This is a genomic window from Pseudomonas sp. NFPP25 (assembly GCF_900116505.1).
Classification (GTDB): domain Bacteria; phylum Pseudomonadota; class Gammaproteobacteria; order Pseudomonadales; family Pseudomonadaceae; genus Aquipseudomonas; species Aquipseudomonas protegens.
This window is the reverse complement of sequence record NZ_FPBG01000002.1, coordinates 1-16,473: the sequence shown is the minus strand read 5'-3', so window position 1 is coordinate 16,473 and position 16,473 is coordinate 1. Positions and strand designations below refer to the sequence as shown.

The following is a 16,473-nucleotide window of genomic DNA, read 5'->3' as shown; positions in this document are numbered from 1 at the left end:
AGTTCGTCGTCATGATCGTAGGTATCGACCTGGGGACCACCAACAGCCTGGTCGCGGTCTGGCGCGAAACCGCCAGCGAGCTGGTGCCCAATGCCCTGGGAGAACTGCTCACCCCCAGCGTGGTGGGCCTGGACGACGAAGGCCGGATCCTGGTGGGGCAAGCCGCCAGGGAGCGCCTGCACACGCACCCGCAGCTCACCACGGCGCTGTTCAAGCGCTACATGGGCAGCGCCACCGAAGTGCGCCTGGGGGAGCGTACCTACCGCCCCGAAGAACTCTCGGCCCTGGTGCTCAAGAGCCTCAAGGAAGACGTTGAGCGGGCCTATGGCGAACCGGTGGAGGAAGCGGTGATCAGCGTGCCAGCCTACTTCAGCGATGCCCAGCGCAAGGCCACGCGGATTGCCGGCGAACTGGCCGGGCTCAAGGTGGAAAAACTGATCAACGAACCCACCGCCGCAGCCCTGGCCTACGGCCTGCACCAGCGTGACCGGGAAACCTCGTTCCTGGTCTTCGACCTCGGTGGCGGCACCTTCGACGTGTCGATCCTGGAGCTGTTCGACGGGGTCATGGAAGTCCGCGCCAGCGCCGGCGACAACTTCCTCGGCGGCGAGGACTTCGACAACCTGCTGCTGGAACACTTCCTCGAACAGCAGGCCCAGGCCGCGGGCTTTCCCGAACGCCAGAGCGTGCTCCAGGCACTGCGCCGGGAAGCCGAGCGCGTGCGCCGCGCCCTCGGCCAGGAGCCCAGTGCCGAATTCAGCCTGCGGGTCGATGGCCGGCAATGGACCCAGACCATCACCCAGGCGCAACTGGCCAGCCTCTATGCGCCGCTGCTGGAACGCCTGCGGGCGCCCATCGAACGCGCCCTGCGCGATGCACGGATCCGCGTCAGCGACCTGGATGAAATCCTCCTGGTGGGCGGCGCCACCCGCATGCCCCTGGTGCGCAAGCTGGCGGCCGGGCTGTTCGGGCGCTTTCCCTCCATCAGCCTCGATCCCGACCAAGTGGTGGCCCAGGGCGCGGCGGTCCAGGCGGCCCTCAAGGCACGCTCAGCGGCCCTGGAAGAAGTGGTGCTGACCGACGTCTGCTCCTACACCCTGGGGATCGAGACCTCCCAGCAATACGGCAACCAGATCGAGAGCGGGCACTACCTGCCGATCATCGAGCGCAACAGCGTGGTGCCGGTAAGCCGGGTCAAGACCGTGCAGACCTTGCATGACAACCAGGAGCAGGTGCTGCTGAAGATCTTCCAGGGCGAAAGCCGCCTGGTGCGCGACAACGTCGCCCTGGGCCAGCTGGAAATGCGCGTGCCCAAGCGCCCCGCCGGCGAAGTCTCGCTGGACGTGCGCTTCACCTACGACATCAACGGCCTGCTGGAAGCCCAGGTGAGCATCCCGCTGACCGGGGAAAGCCATTCCCTGGTGATCGAAAACAACCCCGGCGTGCTGACTCCGGAAGAAATCCAGGAGCGCCTCAAGGCCCTGGCGCAATTGAAGATTCACCCCCGCGACCAGCAGGTCAACACGCTGCTCAGCGCCCGACTGGAACGCCTGTATCAGGAGAGCCTGGGGGAGTTGCGCGAACAGATCGGCTATTGGGCCGGGCAATTCCAGCAAGTGCTGGAAACCCAGGACGAGCGCAAGATCCGCGAAGTGCGCAGCCAGCTCAGTGAACAGCTGCAACACCTGGAAAACGGCCACTGGCACTGAGGAGCGGCAACATGGATTGCTGGTCCCTGCTGGAGTTGCCCGAGGACGCCGACGAACGCAGCATCAAGCGCAGCTATGCCCGGCAGTTGAAGATCACCCGTCCGGACGAGGATGCCGAAGGCTTCCAGCGCCTGCGTGAAGCCTATGAGCGGGCGCTGCAACTGGCCCGCTGGCGGGAAGAGATCGCGGATGAAGTCGCGGTGATCCAGACCGCCTCCACTAAGGCACCGCCCCCGGACAACCTGCAGGCCTGGTCGGGCCTGATAGAGATGGACGCGGCCGCCCCGCGGCCAACGCCGAGGGGCCCTTCCCAGGCCCAGCAATGGGCCAGCCTGCTTGAAGACGTCCCGCTGTCCGTCGAACCGCTGGCGGACTGGGTCCCGCCCGCCCCGCAGGATCCCGCCCCCCTACCCGCTCCAGCCACTAGCGCATTGCCGCTGCTCAAGGGGCTGGGCGTCGAGAACCTGCCAGAGCGCTGGCAACAGGCTCGGCAGCAGGGCTGCGAGGACGATTTCCTGCAGCGCCTGCTGGTGGCGTGCTGCGCCCACCCCGAGCAATACGCCGCGATCATCGGCTGGGCCGCCGAGCATCTGGACTGGCTGACACCCTGGCAACAACCGCCCATGGAGGCCTGGCAAGAGGCATTCCTGGTCAAGACGCTATTGCAGGAATACCGCCGGACGCTGGAAGCGTTGCTGCAAGCCGGCCAGGAGCGGGCCTTCCTCGAACGCCTGACGAGCTACTGCGCACAACCCTGGCTGCGGATCTTCGATCATCGCCAGAACTGGCAGCATGAAATGCTGCAGTTGCTGCAGCAGCAAGCCTGGCAGGTACCCTTGTTCGATCGGGTATGCCAGTTGTTCGGCTGGGACGAAAGCCGTGGCAACACCCCTGAACCGGCGTGGCTCTGGCAGTCGCTGATCGAGCGCTGCCAGCAGGAGGCCTTCTATCAGAAGCTGCTGGCCAACGCCGGGGAACCCGGCGAAGCGACGCCGGACGTTGCCGCGGCTCGCCTGCTGCTGAACCCCATGCCCCGACGTCGCCAGGTCGCCCTGACCCGGCACTTCGAAGACGAACATTGGCAGGCCTGCATGGAGCTGTCGCAGACCCTGGCCTCGCGTTTCCCGGCGCTGCTGGAGCGGCTGCCTCGCAGCGATGTGTTTTTCTGGCAGAACCTGATGCCGCGTCCGCAGGGCGTGGACAGCTGGATCAGGTCAGGGGTCGCCATGGGGTTGGCCCTGAGCCTGTACTTCATGAACAAGCCCCAACACAGCAAAGAACTTGCAGTGATGATGGGGCTGTTCTGGGGGGGTGTCCTGGCGATTTTCGGGCTGATCCTGCTCAACACCTGGGCCCCTGCGATCGCCCGCCTGCTGGCCATCGACCTGTGGTTGAGCGAGCGCCTGGTGCCCAAGCGCCTGAATCCGCACCAGCACTGGCTGGTGCTGCGCCACGGGGTGCCGCAAGCGGTCATGCTGGGCCTGTTCGGCTATTGGCTGGGGGCCCTGGGGATACTGGCCTACCTGGGCTTTGTGCTGATCGGCCTGCTGCATTCGCGGCGCATCGGCCAGCCGGACCCGGATTTCTGTGCCCGCAGCCCCTGGCTGGGCGCCTTGCACTGGAATCACTTCAGCCCCTGGCAGCCGATCTATCTGGTCGTCATGATCGTGGTCATCCGGGTCTGTCAGCTCCATGCCCCGGGGTTTCCCTGGACGCGCCTCATGCCTGGTTGAACCCTGCGCGGCCGGGGCAATGGATATTTTTTCACTCCCGGCTGTTTCTCCGCTCGGTGCTGTTTCAGTATGTCCTTCCCCCCTTCGAAGGGGTTCACGCTGAAAAGGATCTGAGCATGTTCAAATTCGCAGGAATGACCCTGGCGCTGACCGCTGCTGCCCTGAGCGCGACGGCACAGGCCGATGTCGAAGTCGATCTGGGCAGCCCCCAGCGCGTCACCCAACTCTTCGCCTACCCCAACAACTGCAACGTGATCTGCTATCGCAACTGGACCCTGGAGGAGACGGTGGCTCACTACCTGACCCAGAGCGTGCAGCGTGACGGCTACAGCGCTGCAAAAGTCAGTGTCAAGACCACCGGCGACAAGGTCCTGGCCTCCATCAGCGGTGTGCCGGACGGCTACGACAAGCCCCTGAGTGCCCTGCTGGATGCCGGCGACCTGGCCTACAAGGGCGCCAGCCAGCTCAATGCCGATGGCAAATGGGCCTACAGCTGGTACCTGTTCCTGCCCCTGGGCATGGCCCTGGAAAACCGCAAGAGCGTCGAGCTGCTGCACTTCCCGCCGGACTATTCATTGACCCAGGCCCAGGACTATCTGGAGTCGGCCACCACCGACCGCTGGGCAACCCTGTTGACGGCCAACGGCATCGCCGCCGAGCAGACCCCGGCCTACCAGACCATCGTCGACATCGCGCCGATTGCCGCGCCATCGAGTGCCGGCAAGGACCTGGAGGGGGTCTACAGCTACTTCAACAGCTACCAGACCAGCATGGTCAGGCAGGTCAGCCAGAGCACCAGCGGCGCGGCCCTGCCGATGGTGGCCTTCGGCGCACCGGTGCGCAATTGGCTCAAGCAGCAGTACGGGGTCACGGTGAATGTGCTGGGCCTGGCACAGATCAGCCCCAGCGAGGGGGTCAAGGTGCCGGTGCTGGGCTCCAACCACCCGAGCTATATCTGGTACGCGGCAGACCCGGCGAACTACGACGATGACCAGGCCAAGGCCGATGCCGCGGGGTTGAAAGTGATGGGCCAGGACCTGAGCGCGGCCTGCTGGCAGGCCGGCATGGGCAGTAAGCCGGGAACCGATCCCAGTACGCTGCTGAGCAGTTGCACCCAGACCTGGCAGGTGACGCAGAAAGTGCAGACCTGCGAGCTGTTCTACACCTCGGTGCGCAAGCTGAGCGAGCAGCAAGCCGCGGCCAAATGCACCAGTGCACCGGTCAAGACCCAGCTCAACCAGCTCAAGGCCCCGGCACCGGCGCCAAGCACCGAGGTACCGCACCTCTGAGCCGGCCCCTCAACCTGTAGCCGCTGCCGCAGGCTGCGATCGACCCGCAGGGTCGCGGTGCTCTGACAGAGCCCGCAAGCCTGCGCTCTATCGCCGCCTGCGGCCAGCGACGATCAGACCGCGCCCACCGGACGCAGCCGATACTGCGGCGGCAACTGCTCGAAGCCGCTGATGGTGGCATTCAGGCTCTTCCAGCGACCGTCCTTGATGCCATAGATGCAACCGTGGATCGACAGGCTCTGCCCGCGATGCCAGGCGTTCTGCACGATGCTGGTATGGCCGACGTTGGCCACCTGCTGGATCACGTTCAGCTCGCACAGACGGTCGACCCGCTCTTCTTCCGTGGGCAACTGCCCCAGCGCTTCACGGTGCTCGTAGTACAGGTCGCGGATCGAACGCAGCCAGCCGTCGATCAGGCCCAGCTGGCGATCCTGCATAGAGGCGCGCACGCCGCCACAGCCGTAGTGGCCGGTAACCAGGATGTGCTTGACCTTGAGTACATCCACCGCGTACTGGATCACCGACAGGCAATTGAGGTCGGTGTGCAGTACCACGTTGGCCACGTTGCGGTGCACGAACAGATCGCCCGGCAGCATGCCGACGATCTCGTTAGCCGGCACCCGCGCGTCCGAACAGCCGATCCACAGGTATTCCGGGGTCTGCTGGCGAGCCAGTTTGGAGAAGAAGTCCGGATCTTCCTGCTTGATCGCTTCGGCCCAACGCTCGTTGTTATCAATCAGATCTTGTAGTTCGTTCATGCTGTGAAGCCTCAAGAATGATGCGCTGGTTTGACAGACGGCCGCCCGTCGAGGTCACGCCTATTGCTACAGATACCGGCCATCCCTTGCGGGGGAATCTTCAGGGGCGTGCAAGGGTCCACCCTTTATCCAGTCCCGAAGTATGAGTAATCGCCATGAACGAATCACGACGCCCCTACAACGCCCCCCAGCCCGAACCCATCGACGACGATCAGGACCGCATGGGCTCCATGGAGGAGCTGCATTTCGATGACGACGAACCCGCCGCCCGCGCCAGCAACCGCGTCACGGACGACGGTGCAAGCGATGATGACCTGAGCCCGGAAACCCTGATCCGCGAAGACGGTGCCCGCTCCGCCCATGAGGCCGGTGCCGACAAACCGGCCGACTGGGACCTGAGTATTGTCGAAGAAGAGAACATTGGTGGCGGCAATGGCCTGGATGAAGCCGAACTGGCCCGCCGCGACCCGCTGGACGGCAAGCCCTGAGCCCTGCACCGCATTCAATGACGCGCTCTCCCGCAGGAGCCGGCTTGCCGGCGAAGAGGCCCTCAAGCCGTGCATCGCCCCGAATGGCGCCTTCGCTGGCAAGCCAGATCCTACAGCGGCCCGCGTGCGGTTAGAGGCTCAGTCGACCAGCGTGCAGGCCATGACCAGGGCGTCTTCGCGACCACCTACCGCCGGATAGTAGTCGCGGCGGCGCCCCACTTCATTGAAGCCATAACGCTCGTATAACCGATAGGCGGTCTGGTTGCTGGAGCGCACTTCCAGGAAACACTCCCGGGCGTCCTTCTGGTAGGCGCGCTTCATCAGCTCTTCCAGCAACCGCAGGCCCAGGCCGCGGCCCTGGCTTTCCGGCTTGACGGTGATGTTCAGCAGATGCGCTTCGTCGATGATCACCTGGATCACCCCGTGGCCCACTTGCTGGCTGCCTTCGAACATCAGCCAGACCTCGTAGGACTTGAAGGCATCCATGAAAATGCCCCGGGTCCAGGGGTGGCTGAACGCCGCATATTCGATTTTCAGGATGCTATCCAGGTCCGCTTCGGTGGCCAGGCGGAAGGTCAACGCGTCACTCATTGGTCATTTTGCTCATCAGTGCTTTTCCAGCGCGTCATCAAGCGACGCATGGCTTGCCAGACATCAGCCTTACGCTGTGGCTCTTCCATCAATAGTTCCAGGCCAGGCAGGGCCCAGGCCGAACCCAGGCCTTCGACCTGGAGTTCGCGGTTGTAGGATTCGGCATTCGCCTCGCCGGCAAATCGCACCGCCGGCAGGCCGATCAGCCACAGACAGACACAGGGTTCCTGCTCGATCCGCACGCCGACAAAGGCCTGGACGAAATCCCGCGCAGCCTCGGGGCCCTGGTCCAGGTTGCCCCGGGTCAGCATCGGCCAGCGCACCGGCTCGGCGAGGATCTGCGGGCTGTCCGGCAGGCCGGCGGCGCGCAGCATGTCCTTGAGCAACAGGTAGGCCGGGTCGCGGCTCTGGAAGGCTTCGCCTGTGGGTAACTCCACCAGCAGCAGGCAACGGCCGGCCCGCAGCAACTGCAGGGCAAAACGCGGCGGCGGTACCACCGGGGCCTTGACCACCGGGGCCGGGGCCTCTTCGCCCTCGGTCGGCGCCTTGCTGGCTGGGCGCGCAGGGGCGGTGGAGGGGCGCGGCACCTCGATCTTCGGCCGTTCGACGTTCCTTGCCGCCGGCGCCGCGGGGGCCTTGGCCTCGACCACAGGGGCAGGCGGCGCCTCCACCTCCGGTTCCGGCAGGGCCAGCAACTCGGGGCGCGAAGGGGCGGCAAAGGGCAATTCGCTGCGCGGCAGCCAACTGACCACCTGCATGGCGGACAGATAAGCGCGACGACGGGACTCGATAAGCAAAGGTCGGCCACTTGTGGATAACTGAGGAGGGGGATTCTACCGTCCTTCGCCGAAGATCGCCCGCAGTTGATTGCGCACAAAAGCGACTGTCCGTCTCATACCTGGACCTGGGGGTGAATCGTCAGCCCCCTGATGCAGTACAATCGCCGCTTTTCATTGCCAACCAGCCGGCCATTCCGATGATCGAACCCAAGCGCGTCTTGCGCGCCCTCGCCGAACACTGGGCACTTCTGGAGCCGCTGTGCGAGCACTTCGACCAAGGCACCCTGAGTCTTGCCGAACTGCGTTCACAGCTGTCTGCCCAACAACTGGACAGCACGCCCCAGGACATCACCCACCTGCTGGACGTATGGATACGCCTGGACATCCTGGTCCCGGTGGCGAAAAGCCCGAACCGTTTCGAGCTCAATGCGCAGATCCACGACTTCCTCGCTTACCTGCGCCGTGAACACCGCCTGGGCCTGTGCCTGGAAATCGAAGCCTACCTGCGCCACCTCGAGCGCCTGGCCGGTTACATCCAGGACGCCTTCGACGTGCGCGACGGCAACGACCTGGCGCGTCAGCTGCGGCTGCTGGACATGCGCGTGCGCGATGTCCTGAAGAAGCTCGCCAACGACGAACAGGCCCTGGTGGCAGTGGCCGAGCGGGCCAAGACCAGCGACCGGCAGATCCCCCTGCGCCAGCGTTATGCCGAGGTGCTGGCCACCTGGGACGAATACGTTGAACCGATGATCCAGCTGGTGAACGCCGACGGCGCCTTCGAACAGGGCGTGCGCAAGGTGGAGAACGTCCTGCTGCGCATGCTCACCGAACAGCAGCGCCTGGGCCACCTGGTGGACGACGACATGCTGTTGCGCACCCACGCGCGGATCCTGGAAATGCAGACCAGCGCCCAGTTGACCCTGCGCCATGCCCGGGAACTGCTGCTGCCGCTGCGTGAGGAGGCGCGCCGTCACAACGCCGTGACCCGCGGCGCGGCCCTGGCCCTGTCGGCCATCCGCCGCAAGGGCATCGACGCCGTGCCCCAGGCCGCCATGCCGATGTTCACCCGTCCGCAAAGCACCTTCCTCGGCAGCTCCGGCCAGGTGGAAGCCTATGTCTACGCCCTGGCCCGCTTCGAACCCAAGCCCGCGCGCTTCCCCAAGGCCCACAAGACCCACAAGGGCGTGGCCCCCAAGGCGCCGCGCACGGTCCGGGAAATGCTCGAACGTTGCGAAGACGCCCTGCCGATGCCGGACCTGATGAGCTGGCTGCTGGACCAGGAGCCCGATGGCGCCACCGACGAACTGCTGTACTGGTTCTCGCGCCTGTCCCGGGAAAAACGCTTCAAGCGCGAGCGCCTCGAACGCCGCGATTACCACACCCAGGAGCACCAGGTCAGCCTGCGCTCCTTCGCCCTGCTCTCGGCCCGCGATGACGCCGCCGAGCATTCTGCGAGCAACGCCAATGCATCTTGATCTTTCCGAACTGTCCCAGCTGGCGCCGATCTTCCGCGAGCTGTTCAAGGGTTACCACGTCAGCCGCCGCGACCCGGAGCTGTACGCCCAACTGTCGAATTTCCAGGACCAGTACCGCACCCTGTTCAAGGCCCTGGGCTTCGAGCTGGTGTGCGATACCCGCGGCTTCTACTACTTCGTGCCGGACAACGCCGCCGCCCAGGTGAACAAGACCGCCCAGCGCCTGGCGCTGTTCACCTTCATCCTCGTGGAGCACCTGGCCGACCAGGGCCGCGACCCGATCGCCGTGCTCGACGGCGGCAGCCTGGGCCGCGACGAACTGCCGTCGCTGCTGGAAAAATACCGCGACCTGTTCATCCAGGCCGAAGTGCAGACCCAGGAAGAGCTGGAAGAGAAGATCATGCGCCGCATGACCCAGCTGGGTTTTGCCGCCGAGGAGCCGGGGATCTATCGCTTCCTGCCGCCGATGCACCGCTTCCTCGATGTCTGCCTGTCGGTGCAGCAGGACCGCGACCTGGCCGCCAGCCTGCACAGCGTGCTGCCGTTGCCGACCCCGGTGCTGGTGGACAACGACAGCGACGAGAAACTGCTGCAGACCGATGACCCGCTGGACCTGAGCGAATTCGACGAGTCCGAAGAAAGTGAAGAAGACGCGCTGGCCCGAGCCATCGCCGAAGAACAGGAGCTCGACGCATGAGCAAGGAACGCTACGGCATCCGCCGCTTTGCCCTACTGAACACCGCCGGCTACAGCCTCGGCCTGTTCCCCCTGGAAGAGCCGCTGTCGGTGTACGGGGCCAACAACCTGGGCAAGTCGGCGTCGATCAACGCCCTGCAATTCCCGATTCTGGCGCGCATGTCGGACATGAGCTTCGGCAAGTACAGCCTGGAGCAATCCCGGCGCTTCTACTTCGCTTCCGACACCAGCTACATCCTGGTGGAAGTCTCGCTGCCCCACGGCCCCCATGTGATCGGCGTGGTCGGGCGCGGCCCGGGCGGCGGTTTCGGCCACCAGTTCTTCGCCTACGCCGGGCAGCTGGACCTGGCGCATTACCAGAAGGACGACACCTGCCTGCGGCAGAAAGAGCTGTTCACCAACCTGGAGCGCCAGGGCCTCAAGGCCTATGAGCTCAAGCCCGATGAACTGCGGCGCCTGCTGGTGGGCGGCCACACCTCGATCCCCCTGGACCTGACCCTGATCCCGCTGCGCTCCACCAGCGAGCAGAGCCTGAAGACCTTCCGCGCGTTGTTCATCAACCTGCTGCACATGCGCGAAATCACCGCGGCCAAGCTCAAGCAGCTGTTCCTCGACGCCTTCGAGCACAGCCTGCGCTCCGGCAGCGTCGACTACATCGCCGCGTGCGACGAAGCTTTCCGCGACGTACGACGCATGGAGCAGGACTACAACTCCCTGGTGGCCGCCGGCCCCCTGGTGGAGGCCCTGGCCAACGGCGTGAAGCAGCGGGACATTCTGCGGGGCAAGCTGCATCGCCTGTCGCCGTTGCTGGACTCGCTGCTGGGCACCTGGTCGGACTACGCCGGCGCCCGCAAGGAAGAGCTGACCATCCAGGCCGAGCATTACCGCAACGAGCAGGACGCGCTGCAGAACGACCAGCGCAGCAGCACCCAGGAAATGATGCGCCTGGAGCGGGAAATCACCGGCACCCAGCGCTGGCTGGGTGAGCTGTCGGTGCTCAAGCACCGCTTCGCCCTGGTGGATGACGTCAAGGTCCTGGAACAGCAACTGCTGGCGGCCAAGGATGCTCACGACGAACTGGCCGGCGCCCTGGCCCAGTCCCGGCAATTCTCCGCCGAAGACCTGGAAGAGCGCCTGCGGGACCTGGAAAAACGCCTGAAGTCGGTGAAGCAGCAGCTCGATCATGCCGACAACAACAGCTACGCCCGCCTGCGGGAAGAGTTCTCCCAGCAGGACGTGGAGCGCCTGATGCGCCTGTTCAACAGTGCGCTGTTCAGCCTGCCCCTGGGCGAACACGGCATTGCCCTGGACGACAACGGCGAGTGGGTGAAGTCGGTGGAGCTGATCCTTGACGGCTTCAAGGGCGAGCGTTTCGAAGTGCCGGGGCTGTCGATCGACATCTCCCACATCGAACCGCCAGCCTTGCAGGCCCTGGCCGACCGCGCCGCCCTGCGGGATCAGAAAGAACGCCTGGAAAAAGAGCTCAAGCAGCTCAAGACCCAGGCCGCCGTGGCCGCCGACCGCGCCGCGAGCAAGACCCAGACCGAAGCCCTGTACCAACAGGTACTGGATGCCCAGAAGGCCCTGGAAGACTTCCGCCGCGCTCAGACTCTGAGCGCCGAGGAAGGCGAGAAGCTGGAGCAGCTGGCACAGATGGAGGCCGCCCAGGACGAACTCAAGCGCTCCAGCGACGCCTTCACCGAGCGCGTCCAGCAGTTGTCCGCGAAGCTGCAACTGGTGGGCCGGCAGATCGCCGACATGGAAGCCAAGCAGCGCACCCTGGACGACGCTCTGCGTCGCCGTCAGCTGCTGCCGGCAGACCTGCCCTTCGGTACGCCGTTCATGGACCCGGTGGACGACTCCATGGACAACCTGCTGCCATTGCTCAACGACTACCAGGACAGCTGGCAGGGCTTGCAGCGGGTCGACGGGCAGATCGAGGCGCTGTATGCCCAGGTGCGCCTCAAGGGCGTGGCCAAGTTCGACAGTGAGGATGACGTAGAGCGGCGCCTGCAGCTGCTGATCAACGCCTATGCCCACCGCACCGACGAAGCCCTGACCCTGGGCAAGGCGCGCCGCGCCGCGGTCACCGATATCGCCCGGACCCTGCGCAATATCCGCAGCGACTACGACAGCCTGGAACACCAACTGGCGCTGTTCAACCGCGAGATCAACAAGCGCCAGGTGTCCAACCTGCAGAGCTTCCGCATCGTCCTGGCGCCGAACAAGGAAGCCCTCAAGCACATCGACCAGATCATCCACAGCGCCGGGCAATACGAAGAAGGCGAGACCCTGTCGGTGTTCGACCTGAGCCAGAGCGCCGAGCAGGACAACAAGAACGAAGAAGCCAAGGAGTACCTGGCGCGGCTGGTGGCGGCCAACCACAACCAGCTGGGCCTCAAGGACCTGTTCGAACTGGCGTTCGAGATCACCAAGGTCAACGGCCAGCCGGTCATCCACACCGACATCGATGGCGCGGCGTCCAACGGCACCACCATGACCATCAAGGCGCTGACCAACATGTACCTGTTGCTGCACTTGATGGACCGCGACCAGGCCGGGCGCATCCGCCTGCCTTACTACCTCGACGAGGCGGCGGACATCGACGAGCGCAACCAGGCGGCGCTGCTGGAAACCAGCCTGCAATTGGGCTTCGTGCCAATCCTGGCCAGTGTGAAGCCCCAGGTTTCGGCCCAGGTGGCCATCGACCTGGAAGGTGGCAGCGGACCGAACGGCATCTACATCGACGAGGCCGACTGGAAGTTCATCCGTCGTCACGATCAGGTCAAGGCCGTGCTGAACGCAGAGCCGGAAGCAGAAGCGGAGCTGGACGAAGTCTGATTTCGTAACGCTGCAACGAAAAAGGCCGCGCTCTTCCGAGCGCGGCCTTTTTTATGGGAAGGCTGCTGTAGGAGCTGGCTTGCCAGCGAAGGCGTCCTCTGGCGCGACGCAGGGCTGAGGGCCTCTTCGCCGGCAAGCCGGCTCCTACAAGAAGGTTATTTGCCCAGGGGGATCTTCGGTGCCCAGGTCAGCCATTCCTCTTCGAACTTGTCGAACAACGGGAAGGTCTGCTGAGGCCGCGCCGGGTTGCCCATGCGCTCGCCATCCGGCGTCGCGAAGGCAATCCCCCCCTGGATCAGGGTCTCCAGGGATTCGGTACGCACCGTCGCCCCTTTGAACAGGCCGAAGTCGACACCAAATCCACTGCTGTTCCAGAAGCGCGTACCACTGCGAACCAGCGGTGCGTACTTGGGTTCGATGAGGATGTGGATCAGTACCCGATCGGCCGTCTGGCCCAGCTCGTAACCGGTCACCTTGCCCACCGCCACTTCGCGGTAGGTTACCGGCACTCCGACTTTCAGCGAGCCACGCCGAGCAGCGCTCAACACCAGGCTCAGGCCGGCTTCCTGAACGCTGGCTTCCGGCGGTTGCGGCAAGGCGACAAAACTGGTCTGCACGCCCTGGCTCTTCGTCGCAGGCTGGACCTCGATGTATTGGCCGGTGACCAGGGTTTCCAGGTTCGAGGTCTTCATCAGGCCCAACTCCGGCTTGACCACCCAGAACTGGCTGCCGACCCGGGCGATGCGCTCGGGCACTTCGGTGATCCGCGCCTTGAGCATGACCGATTGCATGTCGGCGCTGAGGGTCACTTCTTCCAGCTTGCCCACGTCCAGGCCCTTGAAGCGTACAGGCGTACCGGCCCGCAAGCCGTCGGCGCGATCAACCTTGATGCTCACCAGGGTGCCGCGCTGCGCCGCCTCCTCCTGGTTGGCGAACAGGCGGAAACGTGGAATGCGCTTTTTCAGCGGCACGTTGGGCAGCGGGGTCTCGAAGGCGATGCCACCCGCCATCAGGCTTTGCAGCGACTCGCTCTTGATCTGGATACCACCGCTCAGGCCCCCGGTCAGGGTGATGCCACTGACGTTCCAGAAGCGCGTCGAACCGTTGACCAGGCCTTCATATTCCTTCTCGATGTGGACGCCGATCACCAGTTGCTTGCGGGTGTGGGAGAACTGGTAGCTCTGCACCGACCCGACCTTGACCTGTTTATAGAGAATCGGGCTGCCGACATCCAGGGACCCCAGGTTGTCGGTGAACAGCACCATGTGCAGGCCGGGGGCACGCAGGTCCAGCGGCGGGGCCTTGGCCCGGGCCTCGAACTCGCGCTGGGGCGCGGCGCCCTTGTCGCCGGGACGGATAGCGATGTAGTTACCCTTGACCAGGGCCTCAAGACCGGTGATGCCGGCCAGGGAGATCGAAGGCTTGACGGTCCAGAACTGGGTGCCCTGGACCAGGTAATCCTCGGCCAGGGGATCGAGAGTCAGCTCGGCGGTGGCGCTGCTCAGGTCGGAGTCGACCTTCAGGGCCTTCAGGCTACCCACCTGGATGCCCTTGTACATCACCGGGGTGCGCCCGGCCTGCAGGCCTTCGAAATCGGTGAGCTTGACCTTGACCCGGATCCCGGCCTGGGCGGCGTCGAAGTCCTCATACAGACGGAACGGCAGGCTTGGGTCGGTGGGCGGGCTGTCCTTGCGATTCTCCGGCGTGGCAAAGGCGATCCCCCCGGCGACGATGCTGGACAGGGACTCGCTGCGTACTTTTACCCCCGACAGGTTGGCGTCGATGCTGATGCCGCTGGCGTTCCAGAAACGTGTGTGTTTGCGCACCAGATTGGCATAGGTGGGCTCGATATAGACCTTGAGCTCTACCGTGTTCTGGTCTTCGGAGAGCAGGAAGCTCTTGATCTGGCCAACCTGGATCTGCTTGTAGAACACCGGGCTGCCACGGTTCAGCGACCCCAGGCGCTCGGCCTTGATGGTCAGGTGCAGGCCCGGTTTGGCATCAGATAAAGGAGGCTCTTCGGCCAGGGCCTTGAACTTGCGACTCGGCTCGCCATCCCCGGGGCTGACGGCGATGTAGTTGCCCGAGACCAGGGTTTCCAGGCCAGTGATCCCGGCCAGGCTGACACTGGGTTTGACCAGCCAGAAGCGGGTGTTGGTCTTCAGGTACTGTTCGACGTCCTTGTTCATCTCGACCGTGGCAATCACTCCCTTGGAGTTGCCCTCATCGTCCAGAGCCAGGGTCTTGACCTTACCTACGGGCATGCCCTTGTAGACCACTTCAGTCTTGTTGGCCTGGATCCCCTCGCCGCTTTCAAAGCGCAACTGGATCTCGATACCGGTCTGGCTGTAGGCACGCCAGCCCAGCCAGCCGCCGATGATCAGGGCAATCAGGGGCAATACCCAGATAGCCGACCAGTTGGAGGCCGGGCGGGTTTTGGCGGTAGGCAAATCACTCATGGTCGTCGTCCGACTCCGTGTTATCCCAGATCAGTCGGGGATCGAAAGTTACTGCAGCCAGCATGGTCAGAATCACCACGCTGGCAAAGGCGACCGCACCGAGATTGGCCTCGATGCTGGCCAGCCGGCCAAAGTTGACCACCGCCACCAGGATGGCGATGACAAAGATATCCAGCATCGACCAGCGGCCGATGAACTCGATAAAGCGGTACATGATGATCCGCTGTCGGGCCGAGAGCGGCTGGTGACGTTGCACCGAAAACAACAACAGGGCAATGCCCACCAGCTTGAAGGTGGGCACCAGGATACTGGCGACGAACACCACCGCAGCGATGGGAAACATGCCGTGCTGCACCAGCTGGATGACCCCGGACATGATGGTGCTGGGGTCACCCTGGCCCAGGGAACTGACGGTCATGATCGGCAGCACGTTGGCCGGGATGTAGAGGATCGCGGCGGTGATCAGCAACGCCCAGGTGCGCAGTATGCTATTGGGGCGACGAGGATGAACCATGGCCCCGCAGCGAGTGCAGGTCTGCTCTTCGCTGTCAGCCTCCTGCCGATTCAACTCGTGGCATTCAGTACAGATCAGAATGCCTGCCTCAATCGCCCGCATGTATGTCCTCTCCCGATAACGCTTGCCAGATCTGGTGAGGCGACATCACCACCTCCAGCCAGACCTGCACCAACAACAGACTGATAAAACACACTAGGCCCAGGCCCACGGTAATGGATGCCATGTCGGCCAACTTGACGATGGCCACCAGCACCCCCATCAGGTAGACCTCGAGCATGCCCCAGTCGCGCAGATGGTGATAAATGCGATAGAGCAGCAGGCCGTAACTGCGGCCGATGTCCCAACGAATACTCAGCAGGACTAAAAGCTGGCAAATCAACTTGAGCAGGGGAATGCCCATGCTGCACAGGAACACCACCACCGCCACGCCTTCCATCCCGGTGTCGAACAGCCCCTGCACACCACTCCAGACCGTGTCCTCGGAAGACTGTCCCAGTAGATTGAGCTGCATGATGGGTAGAAAGTTCGCCGGCACATAGAGCAACAAGGCCGCGATCACCAGGGCCAGGCTGCGTTCGACCACATTGTGCCGGTGCGCGTAGAGCTCATAGCCACAACGCGGGCACTGGGCTTTCTCACCGAGGGCGAGCTTGGGCTTGCGCATCAACAAGTCGCATTCATGGCAGGCAACCAGGTCGTCCAGTGGTAATTCTGACAACCCGGGGGCGTCAACCGGTTCTGGCATAGAAGGCTCTGGGAGTGGAGAAAGTAACGGTTATTCTAGTGTTCCAATCCGAAAATAACTGTGCAAATTTGTTTGCGAATAAGAGCAATTTTTTCGCGCGCAAAAACAAAACCCCAACTGCATGTGCAGTTGGGGTTTCGGAATTTAATCTTGACGATGACCTACTCTCACATGGGGAAACCCCACACTACCATCGGCGATGCATCGTTTCACTTCTGAGTTCGGGATGGGATCAGGTGGTTCCAACGCTCTATGGTCGTCAAGAAATTCGGTAGCCAGTCCGTTGCTTGTGCAACGTGCCAGCGAATGGGTATGTAATAGATTTGTGTGTTTGCAAACTTTCGGTTTGTATCGTCTTCACACACCGCAACTCGCTTCTTAAGCAAATTGCTT

General features: G+C 63.8%; 13 protein-coding genes and 1 rRNA gene. 7 read left to right on the top strand and 7 right to left on the bottom strand.

The window, feature by feature from the left end; all coding sequences use genetic code 11:
* The first annotated feature begins 11 nt into the window (after positions 1 to 11).
* The 3 genes from BM382_RS06965 (at position 12) to BM382_RS06955 (ending at position 4,731) form a co-directional block, all read left to right on the top strand.
* Complete coding sequence (locus BM382_RS06965; protein WP_011063474.1) at positions 12 to 1,709, top strand: molecular chaperone HscC; 1,698 nt, start codon at positions 12 to 14, stop codon at positions 1,707 to 1,709.
* A gap of 11 nt (positions 1,710 to 1,720) precedes the next feature.
* Positions 1,721 to 3,442: a J domain-containing protein gene (locus BM382_RS06960; protein ID WP_072442466.1), complete on the top strand. Its 1,722-nt coding sequence runs from the start codon at positions 1,721 to 1,723 to the stop codon at positions 3,440 to 3,442.
* 116 nt (positions 3,443 to 3,558) lie between these two features.
* Positions 3,559 to 4,731 carry a hypothetical protein gene (locus BM382_RS06955; RefSeq protein WP_019093569.1) on the top strand — a complete coding sequence of 391 codons (1,173 nt, stop codon included), beginning with the start codon at positions 3,559 to 3,561 and terminating at the stop codon, positions 4,729 to 4,731.
* A gap of 113 nt (positions 4,732 to 4,844) precedes the next feature.
* Here BM382_RS06955 and can read toward each other — a convergent pair whose 3' ends face one another.
* Positions 4,845 to 5,489, bottom strand: coding sequence for a carbonate dehydratase (gene can, locus BM382_RS06950; RefSeq protein WP_011063477.1), 645 nt, complete (start codon positions 5,487 to 5,489; stop codon positions 4,845 to 4,847).
* A gap of 155 nt (positions 5,490 to 5,644) precedes the next feature.
* On the opposite strand from can, the gene BM382_RS06945 reads away from it, so the two are divergent.
* Entirely contained in the window at positions 5,645 to 5,977 is a 333-nt protein-coding gene (locus BM382_RS06945; RefSeq protein ID WP_011063478.1) for a hypothetical protein, read from the top strand.
* Positions 5,978 to 6,115: 138 nt separating this feature from the next.
* On the opposite strand, the gene rimI is transcribed toward BM382_RS06945, so the two are convergent.
* Both rimI and BM382_RS06935 read right to left on the bottom strand, forming a co-directional pair.
* A complete protein-coding gene (gene rimI / locus BM382_RS06940) occupies positions 6,116 to 6,568 on the bottom strand; it encodes a ribosomal protein S18-alanine N-acetyltransferase (protein ID WP_011063479.1) in 453 nt (150 codons plus the stop codon).
* Complete coding sequence (locus BM382_RS06935; protein WP_015637039.1) at positions 6,565 to 7,365, bottom strand: hypothetical protein; 801 nt, start codon at positions 7,363 to 7,365, stop codon at positions 6,565 to 6,567. The genes rimI and BM382_RS06935 overlap by 4 nt, the downstream gene beginning before the upstream one ends.
* A gap of 179 nt (positions 7,366 to 7,544) precedes the next feature.
* Between BM382_RS06935 and mksB the strand changes: the two genes are divergently transcribed.
* Genes mksB through mksF form a run of 3 tightly spaced genes read left to right on the top strand, consistent with a single transcriptional unit; the run spans position 7,545 to position 12,359 of the window.
* Positions 7,545 to 8,822 carry an Mks condensin complex protein MksB gene (gene mksB / locus BM382_RS06930; RefSeq protein ID WP_041120711.1) on the top strand — a complete coding sequence of 426 codons (1,278 nt, stop codon included), beginning with the start codon at positions 7,545 to 7,547 and terminating at the stop codon, positions 8,820 to 8,822.
* Positions 8,812 to 9,519 (top strand): Mks condensin complex protein MksE, encoded by a 708-nt coding sequence (gene mksE, locus BM382_RS06925; protein WP_015637041.1) that lies wholly within the window; start codon positions 8,812 to 8,814, stop codon positions 9,517 to 9,519. Before mksB ends, mksE begins: the two co-directional genes overlap by 11 nt.
* The gene (gene mksF, locus BM382_RS06920; RefSeq protein WP_015637042.1) at positions 9,516 to 12,359 is read left to right on the top strand and encodes an Mks condensin complex protein MksF; all 2,844 of its coding nucleotides are present in this window, start codon (positions 9,516 to 9,518) and stop codon (positions 12,357 to 12,359) included. The genes mksE and mksF overlap by 4 nt, the downstream gene beginning before the upstream one ends.
* Positions 12,360 to 12,514: 155 nt before the next feature.
* On the opposite strand, the gene BM382_RS06915 is transcribed toward mksF, so the two are convergent.
* From BM382_RS06915 to rrf, 4 genes are all read right to left on the bottom strand, one after another.
* Complete coding sequence (locus BM382_RS06915) at positions 12,515 to 14,818, bottom strand: PqiB family protein (protein ID WP_053153853.1); 2,304 nt, start codon at positions 14,816 to 14,818, stop codon at positions 12,515 to 12,517.
* Entirely contained in the window at positions 14,811 to 15,434 is a 624-nt protein-coding gene (locus BM382_RS06910) for a paraquat-inducible protein A (RefSeq protein WP_072442464.1), read from the bottom strand. The genes BM382_RS06915 and BM382_RS06910 overlap by 8 nt, the downstream gene beginning before the upstream one ends.
* Positions 15,421 to 16,080: a paraquat-inducible protein A gene (locus BM382_RS06905; protein WP_015637045.1), complete on the bottom strand. Its 660-nt coding sequence runs from the start codon at positions 16,078 to 16,080 to the stop codon at positions 15,421 to 15,423. The genes BM382_RS06910 and BM382_RS06905 overlap by 14 nt, the downstream gene beginning before the upstream one ends.
* A 148-nt stretch (positions 16,081 to 16,228) precedes the next feature.
* Positions 16,229 to 16,344, bottom strand: a 5S ribosomal RNA gene (gene rrf, locus BM382_RS06900).
* Positions 16,345 to 16,473 lie beyond the last annotated feature (129 nt).